The organism is Shewanella mytili (genome assembly GCF_046765975.1).
GTDB classification, from domain to species: Bacteria; Pseudomonadota; Gammaproteobacteria; order Enterobacterales; family Shewanellaceae; genus Shewanella; species Shewanella mytili.
The window spans coordinates 16,673-32,470 of sequence record NZ_JBKOUD010000016.1; the positions used below are offsets into that span (position 1 = coordinate 16,673).

General features: G+C 56.3%; 14 protein-coding genes. 6 read left to right on the forward strand and 8 right to left on the reverse strand.

The window, feature by feature from the left end; genetic code table 11:
- The first annotated feature begins 33 nt into the window (after positions 1-33).
- Entirely contained in the window at positions 34-534 is a 501-nt protein-coding gene (locus tag ACIDEJ_RS13390; RefSeq protein WP_411988566.1) for a hypothetical protein, read from the forward strand.
- A 246-nt stretch (positions 535-780) separates the two neighbouring features.
- Here the strand turns inward: ACIDEJ_RS13390 and ACIDEJ_RS13395 are convergent, their stop codons facing one another.
- Positions 781-1,524: a LytR/AlgR family response regulator transcription factor gene (locus tag ACIDEJ_RS13395; protein ID WP_411988567.1), complete on the reverse strand. Its 744-nt coding sequence runs from the start codon at positions 1,522-1,524 to the stop codon at positions 781-783.
- A 13-nt stretch (positions 1,525-1,537) separates the two neighbouring features.
- Entirely contained in the window at positions 1,538-3,184 is a 1,647-nt protein-coding gene (locus ACIDEJ_RS13400) for a LytS/YhcK type 5TM receptor domain-containing protein (RefSeq protein ID WP_411988611.1), read from the reverse strand.
- 260 nt (positions 3,185-3,444) lie between these two features.
- Here ACIDEJ_RS13400 and ACIDEJ_RS13405 point away from each other — a divergent pair, with 260 nt between their 5' ends.
- Positions 3,445-4,092 carry a MarC family protein gene (locus ACIDEJ_RS13405; RefSeq protein ID WP_411988568.1) on the forward strand — a complete coding sequence of 216 codons (648 nt, stop codon included), beginning with the start codon at positions 3,445-3,447 and terminating at the stop codon, positions 4,090-4,092.
- Here ACIDEJ_RS13405 and ACIDEJ_RS13410 read toward each other — a convergent pair.
- Positions 4,089-4,916 carry an SDR family oxidoreductase gene (locus ACIDEJ_RS13410; protein WP_411988569.1) on the reverse strand — a complete coding sequence of 276 codons (828 nt, stop codon included), beginning with the start codon at positions 4,914-4,916 and terminating at the stop codon, positions 4,089-4,091. The genes ACIDEJ_RS13405 and ACIDEJ_RS13410 overlap by 4 nt on opposite strands.
- A 205-nt stretch (positions 4,917-5,121) precedes the next feature.
- Between ACIDEJ_RS13410 and ACIDEJ_RS13415 the strand changes: the two genes are divergently transcribed.
- Both ACIDEJ_RS13415 and ACIDEJ_RS13420 read left to right on the forward strand, forming a co-directional pair.
- Positions 5,122-6,228: a glycerol dehydrogenase gene (locus ACIDEJ_RS13415; protein WP_411988570.1), complete on the forward strand. Its 1,107-nt coding sequence runs from the start codon at positions 5,122-5,124 to the stop codon at positions 6,226-6,228.
- Between the two features lie 293 nt (positions 6,229-6,521).
- Positions 6,522-7,820, forward strand: coding sequence for a hypothetical protein (locus ACIDEJ_RS13420; protein ID WP_411988571.1), 1,299 nt, complete (start codon positions 6,522-6,524; stop codon positions 7,818-7,820).
- A gap of 11 nt (positions 7,821-7,831) precedes the next feature.
- On the opposite strand, the gene ACIDEJ_RS13425 is transcribed toward ACIDEJ_RS13420, so the two are convergent.
- Positions 7,832-8,050: a hypothetical protein gene (locus ACIDEJ_RS13425; RefSeq protein ID WP_411988572.1), complete on the reverse strand. Its 219-nt coding sequence runs from the start codon at positions 8,048-8,050 to the stop codon at positions 7,832-7,834.
- A 208-nt stretch (positions 8,051-8,258) separates the two neighbouring features.
- Between ACIDEJ_RS13425 and ACIDEJ_RS13430 the strand changes: the two genes are divergently transcribed.
- On the forward strand, positions 8,259-8,882 hold the full coding sequence (locus ACIDEJ_RS13430; protein WP_411988573.1) for a nucleotidyltransferase family protein: 624 nt from the start codon (positions 8,259-8,261) through the stop codon (positions 8,880-8,882).
- A 25-nt stretch (positions 8,883-8,907) separates the two neighbouring features.
- On the opposite strand, the gene ACIDEJ_RS13435 is transcribed toward ACIDEJ_RS13430, so the two are convergent.
- From ACIDEJ_RS13435 to ACIDEJ_RS13450, 4 genes are all read right to left on the reverse strand, one after another.
- The gene (locus ACIDEJ_RS13435; RefSeq protein ID WP_411988574.1) at positions 8,908-9,963 is read right to left on the reverse strand and encodes an XdhC family protein; all 1,056 of its coding nucleotides are present in this window, start codon (positions 9,961-9,963) and stop codon (positions 8,908-8,910) included.
- An 85-nt stretch (positions 9,964-10,048) separates the two neighbouring features.
- The gene (locus ACIDEJ_RS13440) at positions 10,049-12,352 is read right to left on the reverse strand and encodes a xanthine dehydrogenase family protein molybdopterin-binding subunit (protein WP_411988575.1); all 2,304 of its coding nucleotides are present in this window, start codon (positions 12,350-12,352) and stop codon (positions 10,049-10,051) included.
- Positions 12,336-12,818: a (2Fe-2S)-binding protein gene (locus tag ACIDEJ_RS13445; protein WP_411988576.1), complete on the reverse strand. Its 483-nt coding sequence runs from the start codon at positions 12,816-12,818 to the stop codon at positions 12,336-12,338. The genes ACIDEJ_RS13440 and ACIDEJ_RS13445 overlap by 17 nt, the downstream gene beginning before the upstream one ends.
- Positions 12,819-12,836: 18 nt before the next feature.
- Positions 12,837-14,135, reverse strand: coding sequence for a c-type cytochrome (locus ACIDEJ_RS13450; RefSeq protein WP_411988577.1), 1,299 nt, complete (start codon positions 14,133-14,135; stop codon positions 12,837-12,839).
- Positions 14,136-14,590: 455 nt separating this feature from the next.
- Between ACIDEJ_RS13450 and ACIDEJ_RS13455 the strand changes: the two genes are divergently transcribed.
- Positions 14,591-15,796 carry an MFS transporter gene (locus tag ACIDEJ_RS13455; protein ID WP_411988578.1) on the forward strand — a complete coding sequence of 402 codons (1,206 nt, stop codon included), beginning with the start codon at positions 14,591-14,593 and terminating at the stop codon, positions 15,794-15,796.
- Positions 15,797-15,798 lie beyond the last annotated feature (2 nt).

Consider the following 15,798-nt stretch of genomic DNA (forward strand, 5'->3'; position numbering starts at 1 on the left):
CCTAGATAGGGGGTTACATTTCAAGGAGCAATAGTGCGTAGGTCATTAATATTTATATTGTGTCTTTTACCGACTGCGGCTTACGCAAATGTTGTTTGGCCGGCACTTTATTTGGAAACACGGCTTTTTTCGTGGTGGGCAATTGGTCTCGGTCTGTTGGTTGAGTTTTTCTTTGTAAAATGGCTTTTTACTTTCCCAACAAAAAAAGCGGTCATAGCGACCACATCAGCAAATGCTGTTTCTGCTATTGCAGGTATAGTGTTAATACCTTTGGCAGGCATAGTCTGGGAGCTATTCCCAGGCTCAGTCATAAACTGGACTTTTAGCTGGGGCACATTTAATCCAATTACATGGGGTGCCACCTTCGTTCTTGGCTTCCTGGTTAATGGGTTACTTGAGGGCGCTGTCTATAAGAAGTGGTTTTTTTCTGAGTTCAGGTTTAAAAGTAAAGCATTTCTCTGGCTGCTAGTGGCTAATTCCCTGAGCGTGGGCGCAGCATTCATTAGTCTTTGGTTAAAACCCGTGCAGTTATGAAAAATAACCAGGTCAAGCCGCGCGCCTATTTGCAGCATTGCTTTTGGCTTTATTAAGCATTGCTGTCTATGGGCAATGTTATGTGTTCAATATTACCAAGGAATACCGATTTTGCGAGAAACACTCTGCTGCGGATAACAAGGTTTGGCATGTCTCCGTCTTACATTGCGGCTTCGTCTTAATTGCAACAATACTGTCAGTATTGGTTTTTATAACGTTTAGCCGCCTGCATTTTTGCCTGCGATTTTACAGCCTCATGAGCTCGCGAAACTCGCGAATGCGGCTGCGGCTGACGGGTAATTGCTGCTCTATGCCCTCAAGTTTCACCAGATAGGTACTGTTATACCAAGGGATGATCTCCTGGATTTTTGACAGGTTGATGCAGTAGGAGCGATGGCAGCGAAAAAACTGCGCGTCGGGCAGTTTTTCGATGAATTCACTGATGGTCAATGGCACCACAAATTCGTCATCGGCGGTAAACACCCGGGTTTGTTTTTCGGCGGCGGCCATATAGTAGATGGCGCTGATGCTGGTGACGCAAATGCGCTCCCCCTTGTACAGGTTAACCGTATTGCTTAACGGGGTGTTGGCGGTGGACGGCGGGGATGCGGGGGCAGCAGGCGTACTGGTTTTTGTGGTGGCTTCCAGTTTTTGCAGCACGCCCTGGATACGGCTTTCGTTAAAGGGTTTGAGAATGTAATCAAACGCTTCGATTTCAAAGGCCTCGGCGGCAAAGTCCTTGTAGGCGGTGGTAAAGACGATATGGGGCTTTTTGGCAAACTGATGAATGTTGCGGGCCAGTAACATGCCGTCAATGGAGGGCACGTTGATGTCTAAAAAGGCCACATCCACTTGCTGTTGCTGCAGGTATTTAAAGGCATCCAGCCCGTCCTGAAAGGTTGCCACCACCTGTAACTGGCTGTGTTTTTCAATGATATACAGCAGTTCTTCCAGCGCCAGGGGTTCGTCTTCCACAATAATTGCTTTCATTTTGGTGTCACCATTAACGGGTAATCATAAAAGAAACTTCAGTGCCGGGTTCGCAGCGGCGGATGTTCAGTCCTTTGCCGTACAGCAGTTTTACCCGTTCATGCACATTCATCAGGCCGATATGGTTGCTGGGCACCTGGCCGTTATACAGGCCATCAATAACGGACTCGTCAATGCCTTTTCCGGTGTCGTGCACGGTCACTTGCACCTGCCGGGGGCGTTGTTTAATGGCAATGGTCACCACGCCATTGCCGCGGATGGGCTGAATGCCATGCAAAATGGCATTTTCCACCAGGGGCTGCAACAGCAGGGCCGGTACTTTTACATGCACATCGTCCACATCAAATATCACCGTGAGTTTCTGGCCAAAGCGGGCTTTTTCAATGGCCACGTAATCGCGTACCTGTATCAGCTCTTCCTGAATGTCAATCAGCTCCTCATTGCGTTTGAGGTTGTAGCGCAAAAAATCTGCCAGATTTGAAATGAGCTGACGGGCTTCGTCCGGGCGCAGGCGGATCAAGGAGGAGATGGCGTTGAGGCTGTTGAACAAAAAGTGGGGATTGATTTTGTTTTGCAGGGCTGAAAATTCCGCCTTGGCCGCCATCTGCTTGAGCTGGTCGCTGCGGGCGGCTTCAATCTGGGTGGAGATCACGTGGGCCAAACCGATGGCCATCTCTTTCAGGGAGTCGGTAATGCGCCCTTCGTGGCAATAGTAGATTTTCAAGGTGCCGGTGACTTGATTGTTTTCGGTCAGCGGCACAATCATCAGCGAATGGAAATCCGCATAATCAATGCCGTTGTTGATGATTAGCCGGCCACTGTCCACGGCGCGGCGGGTAACGCTGCTCATGCCGTGATAGTGTTGCCAGTAATCGGCTTCTGCATGGCCCACATAGGCCAGTACGTTATCGGTATCGGTAATGGCTACCGCATCAGCATTGATGTGCTCGCGTATGATGCGGCATACGCTGTGCAGGCCGCTGTGGTTGTTTTCCCGGAAAAACGGCAAGGTGCGGCTGGCAATGTCCAGTGCCAACTTGGCGTGCTGACCGGCAATGCGTTCTTTTTCATCATCAAGATTCTGTACCAGCTGCACAATCAGGCCAATGCAGATGGTGCCGCAAATCATCGGGAAGGCGATGGCCTTGACAATGTTCCAGCCCTGGGCGATGTCAGGCGCCAGCAGCACAATCAGCAGCATGGTCAGGCCTTCGCACAACATGCCGCCAATAATGCCCCAAAACCACAGGTTTTCCCGTTTACAGCGAAAATACATCCAGGTGGACAAAACCCCGGCGGTAATGCTGGTGATAAGGCAGGGAATGGATGTGGGGCCGTCAATGTCAATCAGGTAACGGTGAATGCCGGCCACAATGCCCGCGGGGATCCCGACCGCTGGGCCAAACAGCAGACCGCCGGCAATAATGGCGATAATGCGCACGTTCACCAGCGAGCCGGCCACATGAATGCCGGTATAGGTACTGAACACGGCAAAACAGATAAAGAGCAGGGAAACCAGCCCCAACTCCCAGGGATGGCGGTCTTTTTTCTGGAAAATCTGCTGAAAACGCTGGCTGCGGGTGAGTAAAAACAGCGCCATTAACATCAGTGCCGCCCGCTCAAGCACCGCCAGCAACATCATCAACTGCTCAGAATACATCACGTCTCCCTTTGTCCTGAGTCAACCACCCCGGGGCCGTTGGGTAGGGACGGCTTGTCTCAGTGATGGGGCGTTAGATTAACATGTGCTGACATACAAAAACATGGCGGCAAGGCGGGCGCTGGCGGCAACGGGCATATTTTCCCCGGCAATTTCATCAGCAGTGATTCAGGTCGTGTTTTTTGTGGAAAACATGGCTGAAAAGCCCATAACGACTTGCTAACATAGCGCCTCTTGCCCCCTACTGAAATGATCTGTTGATGGACGCACTGTTTCTGCACTTTGTCACGGCCTTCATGGCGTTTTTCGCCATTATGAATCCCATTGCCAATACCCCGGTGTTCCTCGGGTTAACCGAAGGCGTCAGTTCGGTGCATCGGGTGGAAATCGCCCAGCGGGCGGTGATCCAGTCGTTCATTATCGTGCTGGCCTTTGCAGTGGCGGGCAAAATGATTTTCGGCCTTTTCGGCCTTAACATGGATGCGTTTCGCATTACCGGGGGTTGTCTGGTTTTTCTGATTGGCATCAACATGTTGCAGGGGCGGCATTCGCGGATGCATTATCCTCACAGTCTGGATAATGCCATTCCCAACGATGCCAGCGAAGACGACCCGGCCACTTTCCCGCTGGCCATGCCCATGCTGGCAGGGCCCGGCACCATCACCACTGCCATGAACCTGTCGGCAGACGGCGGGCTGGTGAATATCAGCTTCATCATCCTGGCCTTTGGCCTTTTGTGCCTGATCACCTATCTGCTGTTTATTTTTGGCGAGCGCTTTATCCGGTACATTGGCCGGGCGGCCATGGGAGTCATCACCCGGTTGATGGGGCTGATTGTGGCGGTGATTGGTACCGGCATGGTGATTGAAGGCATTAAAAACGCCTTTGCGCTGGGGGTTAACGGCTAATCGTCCCGGGGCGGGCGCCCACGAAAGTGGTCCATGGTATGGTAAATGCCCAGCCACTGGCCCACCACCACATCAAACCAGGCTTGGGGCAGCAATCCCTGAAACAGCGGCAAGAAGTGGAGCAGGCGCGGCATTTTCAGCAGGGTTTTATCCTGCTTCACCGCCTTTACGATACGCATTGCCACATATTCAGGTTTGAGAATGGGCAGCAGCCTTGATTGCACCCCGGCGAACATGCCGGTACTGATATAGTAAGGCATGACAGTGGTCACCTTGATCCCGGGCTGCTGAGACTGCAGTTCCAGTCTCAGGGAGTCTGACCAACCCGTGGTGGCCCATTTGCTGGCGCAGTAAACCGACATGCCAGGATTGGCCACCAGTGAGGCTGCCGAGGAAACATTGACAATGTGCCCATGGCCTTGGCGGCACATGTGCGGCAGCAGCTCGCGGCATAACTGCATGGGGGCCAGGGTGTTCACCGCCATGGTGCGGTTGATGTCCGCTGCGGTGTGCTCGGTAAACTGTTTGCCCACAATTATGCCGGCATTGTTAACCAGAATATCCACCTCGATTCCGGCTTCCTGCATCTGTTGCAGTATGGCCATCACTTGCGTTGGCTGGGTAATATCCAGCTGCCAGCCGTAAATCCGCGCTTGACCAACCCCTTTTTGCAAGCTGTTGAGCGCCTGTTGCAGCGCGGCGTTATTCATGTCCCACAGCACCACCTTGGCAGCGCCTTCCCGGGCAAAATGCTGCGCCATCAGCAAGCCGATGCCGGAAGCCGCACCGGTGATGAGTACCGTCCGTTGGGTGATGTCAGTCATGGGCAGTTACCTGAAAATCGCTGCTGGATGATGATTATCGATGCTAGCTGATACCAAGCATTAACGCTATCTGTTTGTTTTTTAACCTTGCAAACAACCTGTGTGGTTTTTAATCAAGCATGAACATAAAACCAGCGGTGGTGGTGTTATTGGGGTATGATGGACGGACAATCATGGATGCAACATTGATTCTCCAGGAGGAGCTATGTCTATTACCCCGCGTACCGTAACCTCACCCAAAAAATTCATTATCGGTAAAGGCCTTTTGGGCCAGATGCATGATTATGTAAAGGATTTTGGCGACAATGCCTTTATCATCAGCGATGAGTTCATTTTAAACCGGGTCAAGGACGAAGCGGTTGGCAGCCTGAAACAGGGCGGCATTGAAGCCGTGGCTGAAAAATTCAATTACGAGTGTTGTGATGCGGAAATCCAGCGGCTGGGCACACTGGCCGAGCAGCAACACGCCAACGTGATTGTGGGTGTGGGCGGCGGCAAAACCCTCGATTCCGCCAAAGCGGTTGCTTACTACCACAAGCTGCCGGTGATCCTGTATCCCACCATTGCCTCTACCGATGCCCCTTGCACCGCGCTGGCGGTTATCTATAGCCAAAGCGGCGAATTTGACCGTTACCTGTTTTTGCCCCAGAACCCGGATGCCGTCATTGCCGATACCGGCATTTTATGCGCCGCACCTGCGCGCTTTTTTGCGGCAGGGGTCGGGGATGCACTGGCCACCTATTTTGAGGCCCGCAGCTGTTATGCCGCTGACGGGGTGAACCTGGTGTTGAAAAAGCCTTCCCGTACCGGCCTTGGGCTGGCCAAATTGTGCTTTGAGCTGCTGAGCGAAAACGTCGAGGCGGCCATGGATGCCGTGAATAACAAGATAGTCACCCCCGCACTGGAGCAAACCATTGAGGCCACCATCTATTTGAGTGGTGTGGGCGCCGAAGCCGGGGGCCTGGCATGTGCCCATGCGGTGAATAACGGCATGTCGGCGGTGGAAGATTTGCACCGTGCCCAGCACGGCGAAAAAGTGGTGTTCGGCCTGCTGACCCAGTTGGTGCTGGAAAATACCCCCAAGGCCGAGGTGGATGAAGTGATGCGCATTATCAAAGTGGCCGGTTTGCCGTTAACGCTGGAAGACATGGGGCTGAAAAACTTTGTGGAGGCCGAGTGGCGCCAAGTGGCAAAAATTGCCTGCGCAGAAGGCGATACCATGGGTAATATGACCATGGCGCTCAGCGAAGATGACGTTTATCAGGCAATGGTGGCCGCCAATGCCATGGCCTTGCGCTATAAAAACCAATAACGCACCGGTATTGTTGCCGCACCTAACATGAGAGGGCATCCTGCACGGCGTTATCCGCCTTGGGAATGCCCGCTTTTTACCGGGCATTTCAACGGCCTTTTTTTGTGGCACATGTGCCATGACAACGGCCATGAAAGCTGCCTCATAAGCGCTGCGCTGATGTTTGTCATCACGGGTTATTCCTGCGTGCAAACCTGCTAAGATGGTGCGGTTCTTTCGTGTAGGGCAGCCATGGTGCGGTGACATGTGACCGTGCGTTTGCTGCCCGTGTTGTCCGGGAGGCCGAACACGCCATGTCATTCCTGTCCATGTCATTCCTGCGTTCCCACTTGTCTCCCAGACCACTGGCGGGCTGGCTGGTGCTGGCCACCTGGGGCTTGTATCTGCTGGTATGGGTTGTTGACTGGTCGCTGTACTTACCGGCGCTGGCATCCTGGCTGGCCATCGGGTTTTGCTGGCACAAACTGAGCCGCTCCGCCAAAAAGCAATCCGCCATTTTATTTTCTGCCGGCATTGGCATGCTGCTCTGGGGCGTACTGCACGGGGTGTCGCTGGATGTGTACAGCGCTACCACCCGCAATCTGCCGTTGTTGGCCATGTTTGTGGCAGTGTGTTTTTTGGCGCTGACCAATCCGGAGCAGGAAGATGCATCCCAGCCCACGGGCAATAAAGGTTTTTGGTCAACCATTTTGTCCTGCCACCTGTTGGGGGCGGTGATTAACCTGTCCATCATTTTTGTGGTGGGCGATCGGCTGCAACGGAAAAAACCGTTAAGTGATGAACAGATTCTGGTGCTGATGCGGGGCTTTTGTGCCGGCGCCTACTGGTCGCCATTTTTTGTGGCTTTTGGGGTGGCCATGACCTATGCCCCCGGTGCCCAGTGGTCCTCCACGTTTATTCCCGGGGCCATGATGGCCGGCTTGATGTTTATGCTGACCTACCTGAAAACCCGTCTGGGCAACCTGCCGGAATTTCGGGGCTACCCATTGCAGCGCGACAGCCTGGTGATCCCGGCGCTGTTGGCACTGGCGGTATTGCTGCTGCACAGTTTGTATCCGCAGGTGAACATTCTCATCCTCATTGCCATGGTGGCGCCGGTCAGCGCTTTGCTGTTCTTGCGGGGCCGCCCCCGGCGCAAAGTGATGGTGGAATACGTGGAGCAGCGCTTGCCCAATGTGGCCAGTCAGTTTTCGCTGTTTCTGGCAGCGGGGGTGTTTTCCACCGGTGTGGCCGCCATTATTGCCTGTTATCCCCAGTTGTTCAGCTTTGAGGCAAGCCAGCTAACCCCTTGGCTTTTTTGGGGGATAAGTGCCTTGATGATCCTGGCGGGGCTGATTGGCCTGCACCCGGTGGTGAGTGTGTCGTTGGTGGCACCGTTGCTGATGCCGCTGGTGAGTAACATGAACCAACTGGCGTTTTTGTATCTGTCGGTATGGGGCACCACCACGGCGGTGAGTCCGCTGTCAGGGGTGGGGCTGTCGATGGTGAGCCGTTACAATGCCAGTAGTCGCATGATTTTACAGCAAAACTGGCGTTACATGCTGTTGATGTGGTTCGCTGCCGGAGGCATCAACGTGCTGCTGTTTGCATGAGGTTTACTCTGTCATGTTGCCTTGAGCGGTGCTTTTGGTGCTGTCAGGGCGCAAGGGTGGCGGCAATGCTGGCATTGGGTGCGTTTACTGCAACACCAAAGGCAAAGTTGCCACAGGGCCTGTTTGCTGTCCCGGTCAAGGCATTGCACATCGGCGGCGCACAGGTGGCCTGCCAGGATGAGTTCTGCCAGCTTTTGCTCGCTGATGGCGATATTGAGTGATTTTGACATGTTGCTCTCCGGCCTGTTGTATATGGTATCATCACAAATGAGAATTATTATCAATTATGGCGCATCTCATCAAGGTTGTAATCCACAGATGGATGATTTTTTTGATGGGGACACATGTGGGAAGGCAGCATTTGCGGTAATGCCGCACTTGTCGGCTGGCCGTGCTGAAAAGGCGACATGGTAAGGATAATCAACAGGATAAAAACTCATGGCTGAGGTTGGGTTATCACCACAGCGTTCATCTATCGCCCATACCGCAACGGGTATCGGCATTGTGGTGCTGGCTGCCGGCAAGGGGCGGCGTTTTTTGGCCGCAGGTGGCTGTGGCAACAAGTTACTGGCGCCTTATCCGGATGGGGCGGGGCAGCTGCAGCCATTACTGGCACTGACCTTGACACAAGCCGCTGCCAGCGGTTTGCCGTTGCATCTGGTAACCAGACCGGGGTCATCAGGCATCATCGCGCTGGCACAGCAGTTCTCGGCGTCGGTGACATTGCTAAGCAGTGGCGGCAGCGGTGACTCCATTGCCGCCGGAGTGCGGGACTGCGCCCATTGGCGTGGCTGGCTGGTGGTGCCGGGAGACATGGCTTGGGTAACCGCTGGGGATTATCGGCAGGTGGCTGCGGCGCTGCAAGATGATTGGGCCCAGGCGCGGCCAGTGTGGCAAGGGCAGCCCGGTCATCCGGTGGGCTTCGGGCGGGATTATTTTGCCAGCCTGAGCGCCTTGCGCGGGGATCTCGGGGCAAGGCGGCTGTTATCTGCCGCCCATTTGCATTTGTTGCCCGGCCATGCCGGCGTTATCCGGGATGCAGACCTGCCGCGCCCTGAGTGACGCCGGAGGCTGGTTGCCGCTTTGCTTAAATGGCGCAGCTGACGCCCTCATCGGGGATGCTCTCCAGCATGTCCAGTGTGCGTTGCACTACCGGCATGGCTGACTGCGGCCCCAGATTTTTCACCCGCACGATATCCGCCATGATGGCCAGGGCGATTTCGGCGGGGGTTTTGCTGCCGATGGCCAACCCTATGGGGCCATGCACCCGTGCCAGCTGGGCATCGGTCAGTTCCCCGATGCGGCTCAAGCGCTCACGGCGCTTGCCGGAGTTGCGGGCCGAGCCCATGGCGCCAATGTAAAATGCCGGGGTGTTCACCGCTTCCATCATGGTTAAATCATCCAGTCGCGGATCGTGGGTCAGTGCCACAATGGCGGTATTGGCGTGGCAGCCGGTTTGTTCCAGATATTTGGCGGGAAAGGTTTGCAGCAGCTTCACGCCCTTGGGCAAATCCTGTTGCAGCATGTGCAGCTGCTCGGCGCGGGGCTCGCACAATATCACTTCAAATCCCAGTGCATGGGCAAACTCCGCGCAGTAATGGGCCACCGGCGAATACCCCGCCAGTAACAGGCAGGGCGCTGCGGCAAGGCAGATGTGGATGTCAGGATGCTGATAGCTGATGGCCGTGTCGGCGGCATAATCCCCCGGTGTGAGCTGGTGACAGGCATGGGGCAGGGTCAACTGTTTGCGGATGGCCTGATACCCCTGCAACGCTTGCAGTTGCTGCTGCAGGTAGTCCACGGTTTCTGGCACGGCTTGCAGGTATTCCACCAACACCTCCAGTACGCCGCCGCAGGGCAGCCGTAGCTGGGGCGCCAGTTCACCATCGCCATAGCGGATCACCTGACTGGCCTCGCGCCAGCATCCCTTGGCAATCTGCGCCAGAAAATGCTCTTCCACGCAGCCGCCGGAGAGCGACCCACAGTAACTGCCGTCTTGTTGTGCCACCAGCAGCGAGCCGGGGGAGCGCGGCGATGAGCCCCAGGTATGCAGCACGGTGCATAACCAGACATCACGGTTGGCGGCCCAGTCGCAGGCCTGTTGCAGTACTTTGGCATCAAGAGGCTGTGAAATGTACGACATACAGTATTCCTTGTCAGCCCGGAGGGCGGTGGTCATCCGGGCAATATGACAAAGGCCCGGATGACCGGGCCTTTTGGGGTAAGGCTTATGCCTTTAACGCGTTTTTGACATCATCCGGGGTCATGGGCAGCTTTCTCAAGCGCACGCCCACCGCCTGGTAGATGGCATTGGCAATGGCGGGTGCCACAGGCGTTACCGCAGGTTCCCCAAGCCCTGAAGGGGCCATGGTGCTGGGCATGAACTCGATTTTTATCTCGGGTGTCTGGCCGATGCGCAGCGGTGTGTAACGGTCAAAGTTGGTGTCCTTGAAGTTACCGTTCACCAGCTCGGTGCCTTCATATAACGCCATGGACAAGCCCCACAGCGCCGCACCCTGACACTGGGCTTCAGCGCCGTCCGGGTCCACGATAATCCCTGCATCCACTACCACGTAGAGTTTTTGCACATTCACCAGACCGCTGGTTTTGTCTACCTGAACCTGGGCGGCCACGGCTACCCAGGTGGGCATCTCCCGTTCCTGACCAAACGTGGAAGCAATCCCCAAGCCCGTGCCTTCCGGTTGGGGGGCGCCCCAGCCAATCATGGCGGCGGCTTTTTTCAGTACCGCTGCCTGACGCTTGGCACCACCGGCGGCAATGGGACCGCTGCCGGCATTACGGCCTTCGGCGGTTAACAGCCCCAAACGGAATTCCAGCGGGTCTTGTGCCACATGGTGGGCGGCCTCATCCATGAAGCTTTCCACGGCCCAGCCCACCCAACCGGGGCTGACTGAACGCAGCCAGCCGGGGCGGAAGGAATCATTGGCCAAGTCGTTGGATACCGCCCGCACCTTGTGGGCGCCCACGTTGTACCAGTGATCGCCACCGGCAATGGAGAAAGGATCAAACGGCTCGCCGTTGACCCCTTTGGGCATGAAGGCCGGCAGCATCACTTCGGTGGGCCAGCCGGCGGTGGCATGATGTTCCATGGCAATTACGCCATGTTGTGCATCAAAGGCCATTTTCACCTGCTGCACCGAGGCGGAGCGTGGGCTGTCAAACAGCATGTCCTGGGGGCGCATCATCACCATCTTGACCGGTTTACCGCCAAGCGCCTTGGAGGCCAGCGCCACCGGGATGGTGTAATCGCCGTTCAGGCGACGGCCAAAACCGCCTCCCAGAAGATAGGCGCGAATGGTCACTTCATCCTCGCTGACCCCCAGCGCGGTTGCCAATACCGGTGTGGTCAGCGATTGCCATTGGCAACCGGAGTGCACTTCCCACAGCCCGTCAGGGTTGCGGAAGACCAACGCGTTCAGGGGTTCCATCTGGGCGTGCAGCACGGTGGCGGTGAGGTATTCCTGCTCCAGGGTGTCACTGGCCTTGGCAAACACGGCCTCGGTATTGGTGTCACCCGTATCCAGAATGGCACCTTTGCTGCCGTCTTTGATGAGCGCCCGACCATGGTTGATGATATCGGCTTCCGATACCTTGGCCGCGGCCCCTGCCTGCCAGCTCACTTTCACTTTGGCGGCGGCTTTTTGCGCGGCCATGAAGCTGTCGGCAATCACCATCACCCAACCGGGCACGGTATTGCTGGGGTCATCCAGCACCAGGGTTTGCTGGTAGCCTTTTACGGTTTTGGCGGCGCTGTCATCCAGTTGGGTGACTTTTGCGCCGTAACGGGTGGGCGGCAGTAATGGCGCGGCATACACCATGCCATCCACTTTGGCGTCAATCCCGAATACCGCCTTGCCGGTGGTTTTGTGGATGATGTCCAGCGATGTTACCGCCTTGCCGACCAGTTTCAGGTCATCATTGGGTTTCAGCGGCAGAGCCTTGAGCTCGTCGGCGCTGAACTGCCGGGTAATGCCCTGTGCCACCAGCTCGCCGTAGCTGATTTCCCGTTTGCCGGAAATCACCTTGCCGTGGTGGGCTTCGCAGGCGTTGGGGGAAACGCCCCATTTTTTGGCGGCCGCTTCAATCAATGCGGTGCGCCCGGCAGCGCCGGCCTGACGGTATACCGGCCAGCTCTGGGAAACCGACCAGCTGCCGCCGGTGACCATGAGGCCCCATTTCTTGGCGCTGTCCACATGCACGATTTCCACATCCTGCCAGGCCACTTCCAGCTCATCAGCCAGAATGCGGGCAATGGCAGTGCCCACGTGCTGACCCATTTCGGCGCGGATGATATTCACTTTCACCTTGCCGGCCGGGTCGATGGAGTACCACAAGGACGGCTCGTAAAGGGCGCCGGCATCCGGCCGTACTCGACCGTCGCTGGTGGCCGGGTCCATGGCGGCCATCACGCTGCGGGGAAAGCCGAAACTGACCCCCACGGCGGTCATGGCAACCAGAAAGCCGCGGCGGGTCATGCCGTTGGCTTCGCGCTTGTTAGTCAGCCTGATCATGTTTGACCTCCTGTGTCATGGCATCGGCGGCTTCATGGATGGCTTCGCGGATGCGCACATAGGTCATGCAGCGGCACAGGTTACCGCCCATTACCGCATCGATTTGGGCATCGGTGGGTTGGGGGATGTCCTTGAGCAGCGCGGCGGCCTGCATGATCTGTCCTGACTGGCAATAACCGCACTGGGGCACCTGGTGTTTTTGCCATGCCTGTTGCAGCGGATGCTCACCGGTGGCGGACAGCCCTTCAATGGTGGTAATGCTGGCCCCTTCAATTGCTGATACCGGGGTGATGCAGGAGCGGGTCGCTCGCCCGCCCACATGGACGGTACAGGCACCACAGGTGCCAATACCGCAACCAAATTTGGTGCCGGTCATCCCCAGTTCGTCACGAATCACCCACAGCAGTGGGGTATCGCCATCGACGTCTGCGACAACGGGCTTACCATTCAATATAAACTTAGCCATTGACTCACTCTTTTGTGATTAATGTTCAAAACGGGGTTGAAGACGAATTTCGCTCACGCGCTGCTGCAGTTGCGGCCAGGGTTGTTCACCGGCAGATTGGCGCAGGTATTCGCTGATGGCGGCAATGTCTTCATCGCTAAGGCGTTTGCGGAATCCGGGCATTACCACACCCTGAATGCCCTGATCCCGGCGAACGCCGTCCAGAATCACATTCACCAGGTTGGCGGGATCGTCCAGATGCACGGCGCTGCCCAGCGCCAGCAGCGGACGGCCTTTTTTCAGCTTGTTACCGCTGAAGTGGCAGGCGGCGCAGGCACTGGCATACAGGCGGGCGCCCTTGTTGATGCGGGCATCCGGCATGGGGTGCTGGGCATCAATGGCGGCCTGCAGTTTGGGGTTGGTGGCAGGGTCTTCGGTGTGATTACCGGCCAGATCGGCAAAATACACGCTCAGGGCCTTGATGTCGTCATCGGACAGCGCGGCCAGACCATGGTGTACCACAGGCGCCATCGGCCCGGCGGCACTGCCGTGGAAAGGTGAGTTACCGGTGCGCAGGTATTCGTAAAAATCCTGCTGGCGCCATGGCAGCGGTGAGGTGCTGCTGGTGGTCAGCGACGGGGCAATCCAGCCGTCAATGGCCGCGCCCTGATACATTTTGTCGTATTGCTCGCCCCCCAGCGCATTACGGGGTGTATGGCAGGCACCGCAGTGCGCTATCCCTTGTGCCAGATAGGCGCCCCGGTTCCACTGGGCAGACTTGTCGGCTTGCTCGCTAAAGTCGCTGCCGTCGGCAAACAGCATTTTCCAGCCCGCCTGCAGGAAGCGGATGTTCAGCGGGAACGGAATGCCGTTTTCCTGTTTTTGCTGTTGCACTGCCGGTACCGAGGTCATGATATAGGCATAAATCGCCTTGATGTCGTCGTCGGTCATCTTGTTGAAGTGCTCAAACGGAAATGCCGGCAGCAGATGGTGACCGTCACGGCTGACCCCGGTACGCATGGCACGGATGAAGGCCGCTTCTGACCAGTTGCCTATGCCGGTTTCCGGGTCGGGGGTAATGTTGCTGCTGTAAATGGTGCCAAAATCGGTATGCATCTGGTAGTTGCCGGCATATTCCTGCCCGCCCGGTGCGGTATGGCAGGTGCTGCAGTAACCGGCGGCGGCCAGCATTTTGCCTTTGGCGATGGTTTCTGCTGAAAACTGGCTGTTGTCAGGTGGCGTTACGGGTGCAATTTCCGGGTGCCAGGCGTAGATGCCGAACAAAACCACTCCGGCTGCCACCACCCCACAAATGCTATAAATGATGCGCTTGCGCATATCACATTGCCTCACATATCAGTGGATGATAATGAAGGGGAAAATCTAAAAATCCCTTTCGTATTCAATTGTTGTTCTTGGTTGTCTGTGTCTCATTGCAACACCTGTCCGGTGTGCGCAATGTTTTGTTTTTGCAAATCTTGTGAGCAAGTTTGCAAAATCGCCCCATTTTAATACAAAATCCCTTCCTGTTGTTAAGTGATTATGTTAATTCGCGCCCATTTGCTGGATATTTATCCGCCAACTGCGGTAACGCTTTACCACACCTGACTGGATTGCCCGGAAATACTCGACTAATATGCTGCCCCCTTGTTGTGTGGCGGCAGCCAGCAGCTGCGCAGCGGTATGTGCTGGTGCCGTGTGCATCCTATTAGCGCCATGGCAATACCACCGTAACAATGGGTGGCAACAATGCCGGCATAATCTGTGGCCTGAGATGAAGTACGGGAGTAATGATGACGTCAGCCATTGACAATAGAACCACGCAAAAACCGCTGCTGCCCGTGTTGTTGGCGCTGGCAATGGGCACTTTCACCTTGGGACTGACAGAATTTTCCCTGATGCCCATGCTGCCCTTGATAGCCCAAAGCTTTGCGGTATCGGCCGGGCAGGCAGGCCACGTGATCAGCGCTTATGCCGCTGGTGTGGTGGTGGGTGCGCCGCTGTTGATGCTGCTGACCCCAAAGCTGGACAGGCGCACGGCACTCATTCTGTTTGCCTTGATGATTTTTGTCTTCAACGGATTAAGTGCCATTGCGGCTTCTTTTGAGCAGATGCTGCTGTTTCGCTTCTTGAGCGGCATTCCCCACGGCGCCTATTTTGGCACGGCGCTGCTGTTTGGTGCCCGGTTGGCGCCAGAGGGGCGCAGCACGCTTTACATGTCGCGGGTGTTTGCCGGACTGACGGTTGCCACCATTGTGGGGGTGCCGCTGGCCACCTTGCTGGCACAGCATTTCAGTTGGCGCTGGTCATTGTTGCTGGTGGCGTCGCTGGCCTTGCTGACCACGCTGATGCTATGGCGTAACCTGCCGGTCATGGCGGCTGAAAGCCAGGGGCTTCGCAGCGATTTGGCCGTACTAAAAAACCCGTTAATTTGGCCGATTGTGGGCATTGCCGTCATTGGTTTTGGCGGCGTATTCTGCCTTTACACCTATCTGGCCGATACCATGCTGGCCGTGACCCAGGTTGCCGCGGTGCATATCTCCATTGCCATGGTGATTTTCGGGGTGGGCTCTACCGTGGGCAACTGGCTGTTTGGCCGGGTACGGGACAGCATGGTGGTGCGTGTTACCGGCATCGGGCTGGTGTATTGCGCCGTGCTGGCGCTGCTTTATGTGCAGGCGGCCACCAGCTTGTGGTTTTTGTATTTCACGGTGTTTTTATTGGGTGCCAGCCTGGGGCTGACCACGGTTATCCAGGCCATGCTGATGCGGGTTGCCAAAGGCGGATATGCGGTGATTGGCGCGTTGTTGCAGTGCGCATTCAACAGTGCCAATGCCATCGGCCCGCTGGCCGGCGGTCTGGTGTTCGCCGGCGGTTACAGTGCCAATGCCACCGGCTATGTGGCAGCCTTGCTGTTTGGCGGTGGTTTCATCATGTGGGGCGTGAGCCTGCTGCAATTGCGCCGCCAGCGGCGACAACTTTGCAGTGCCGTGGCCTGAGC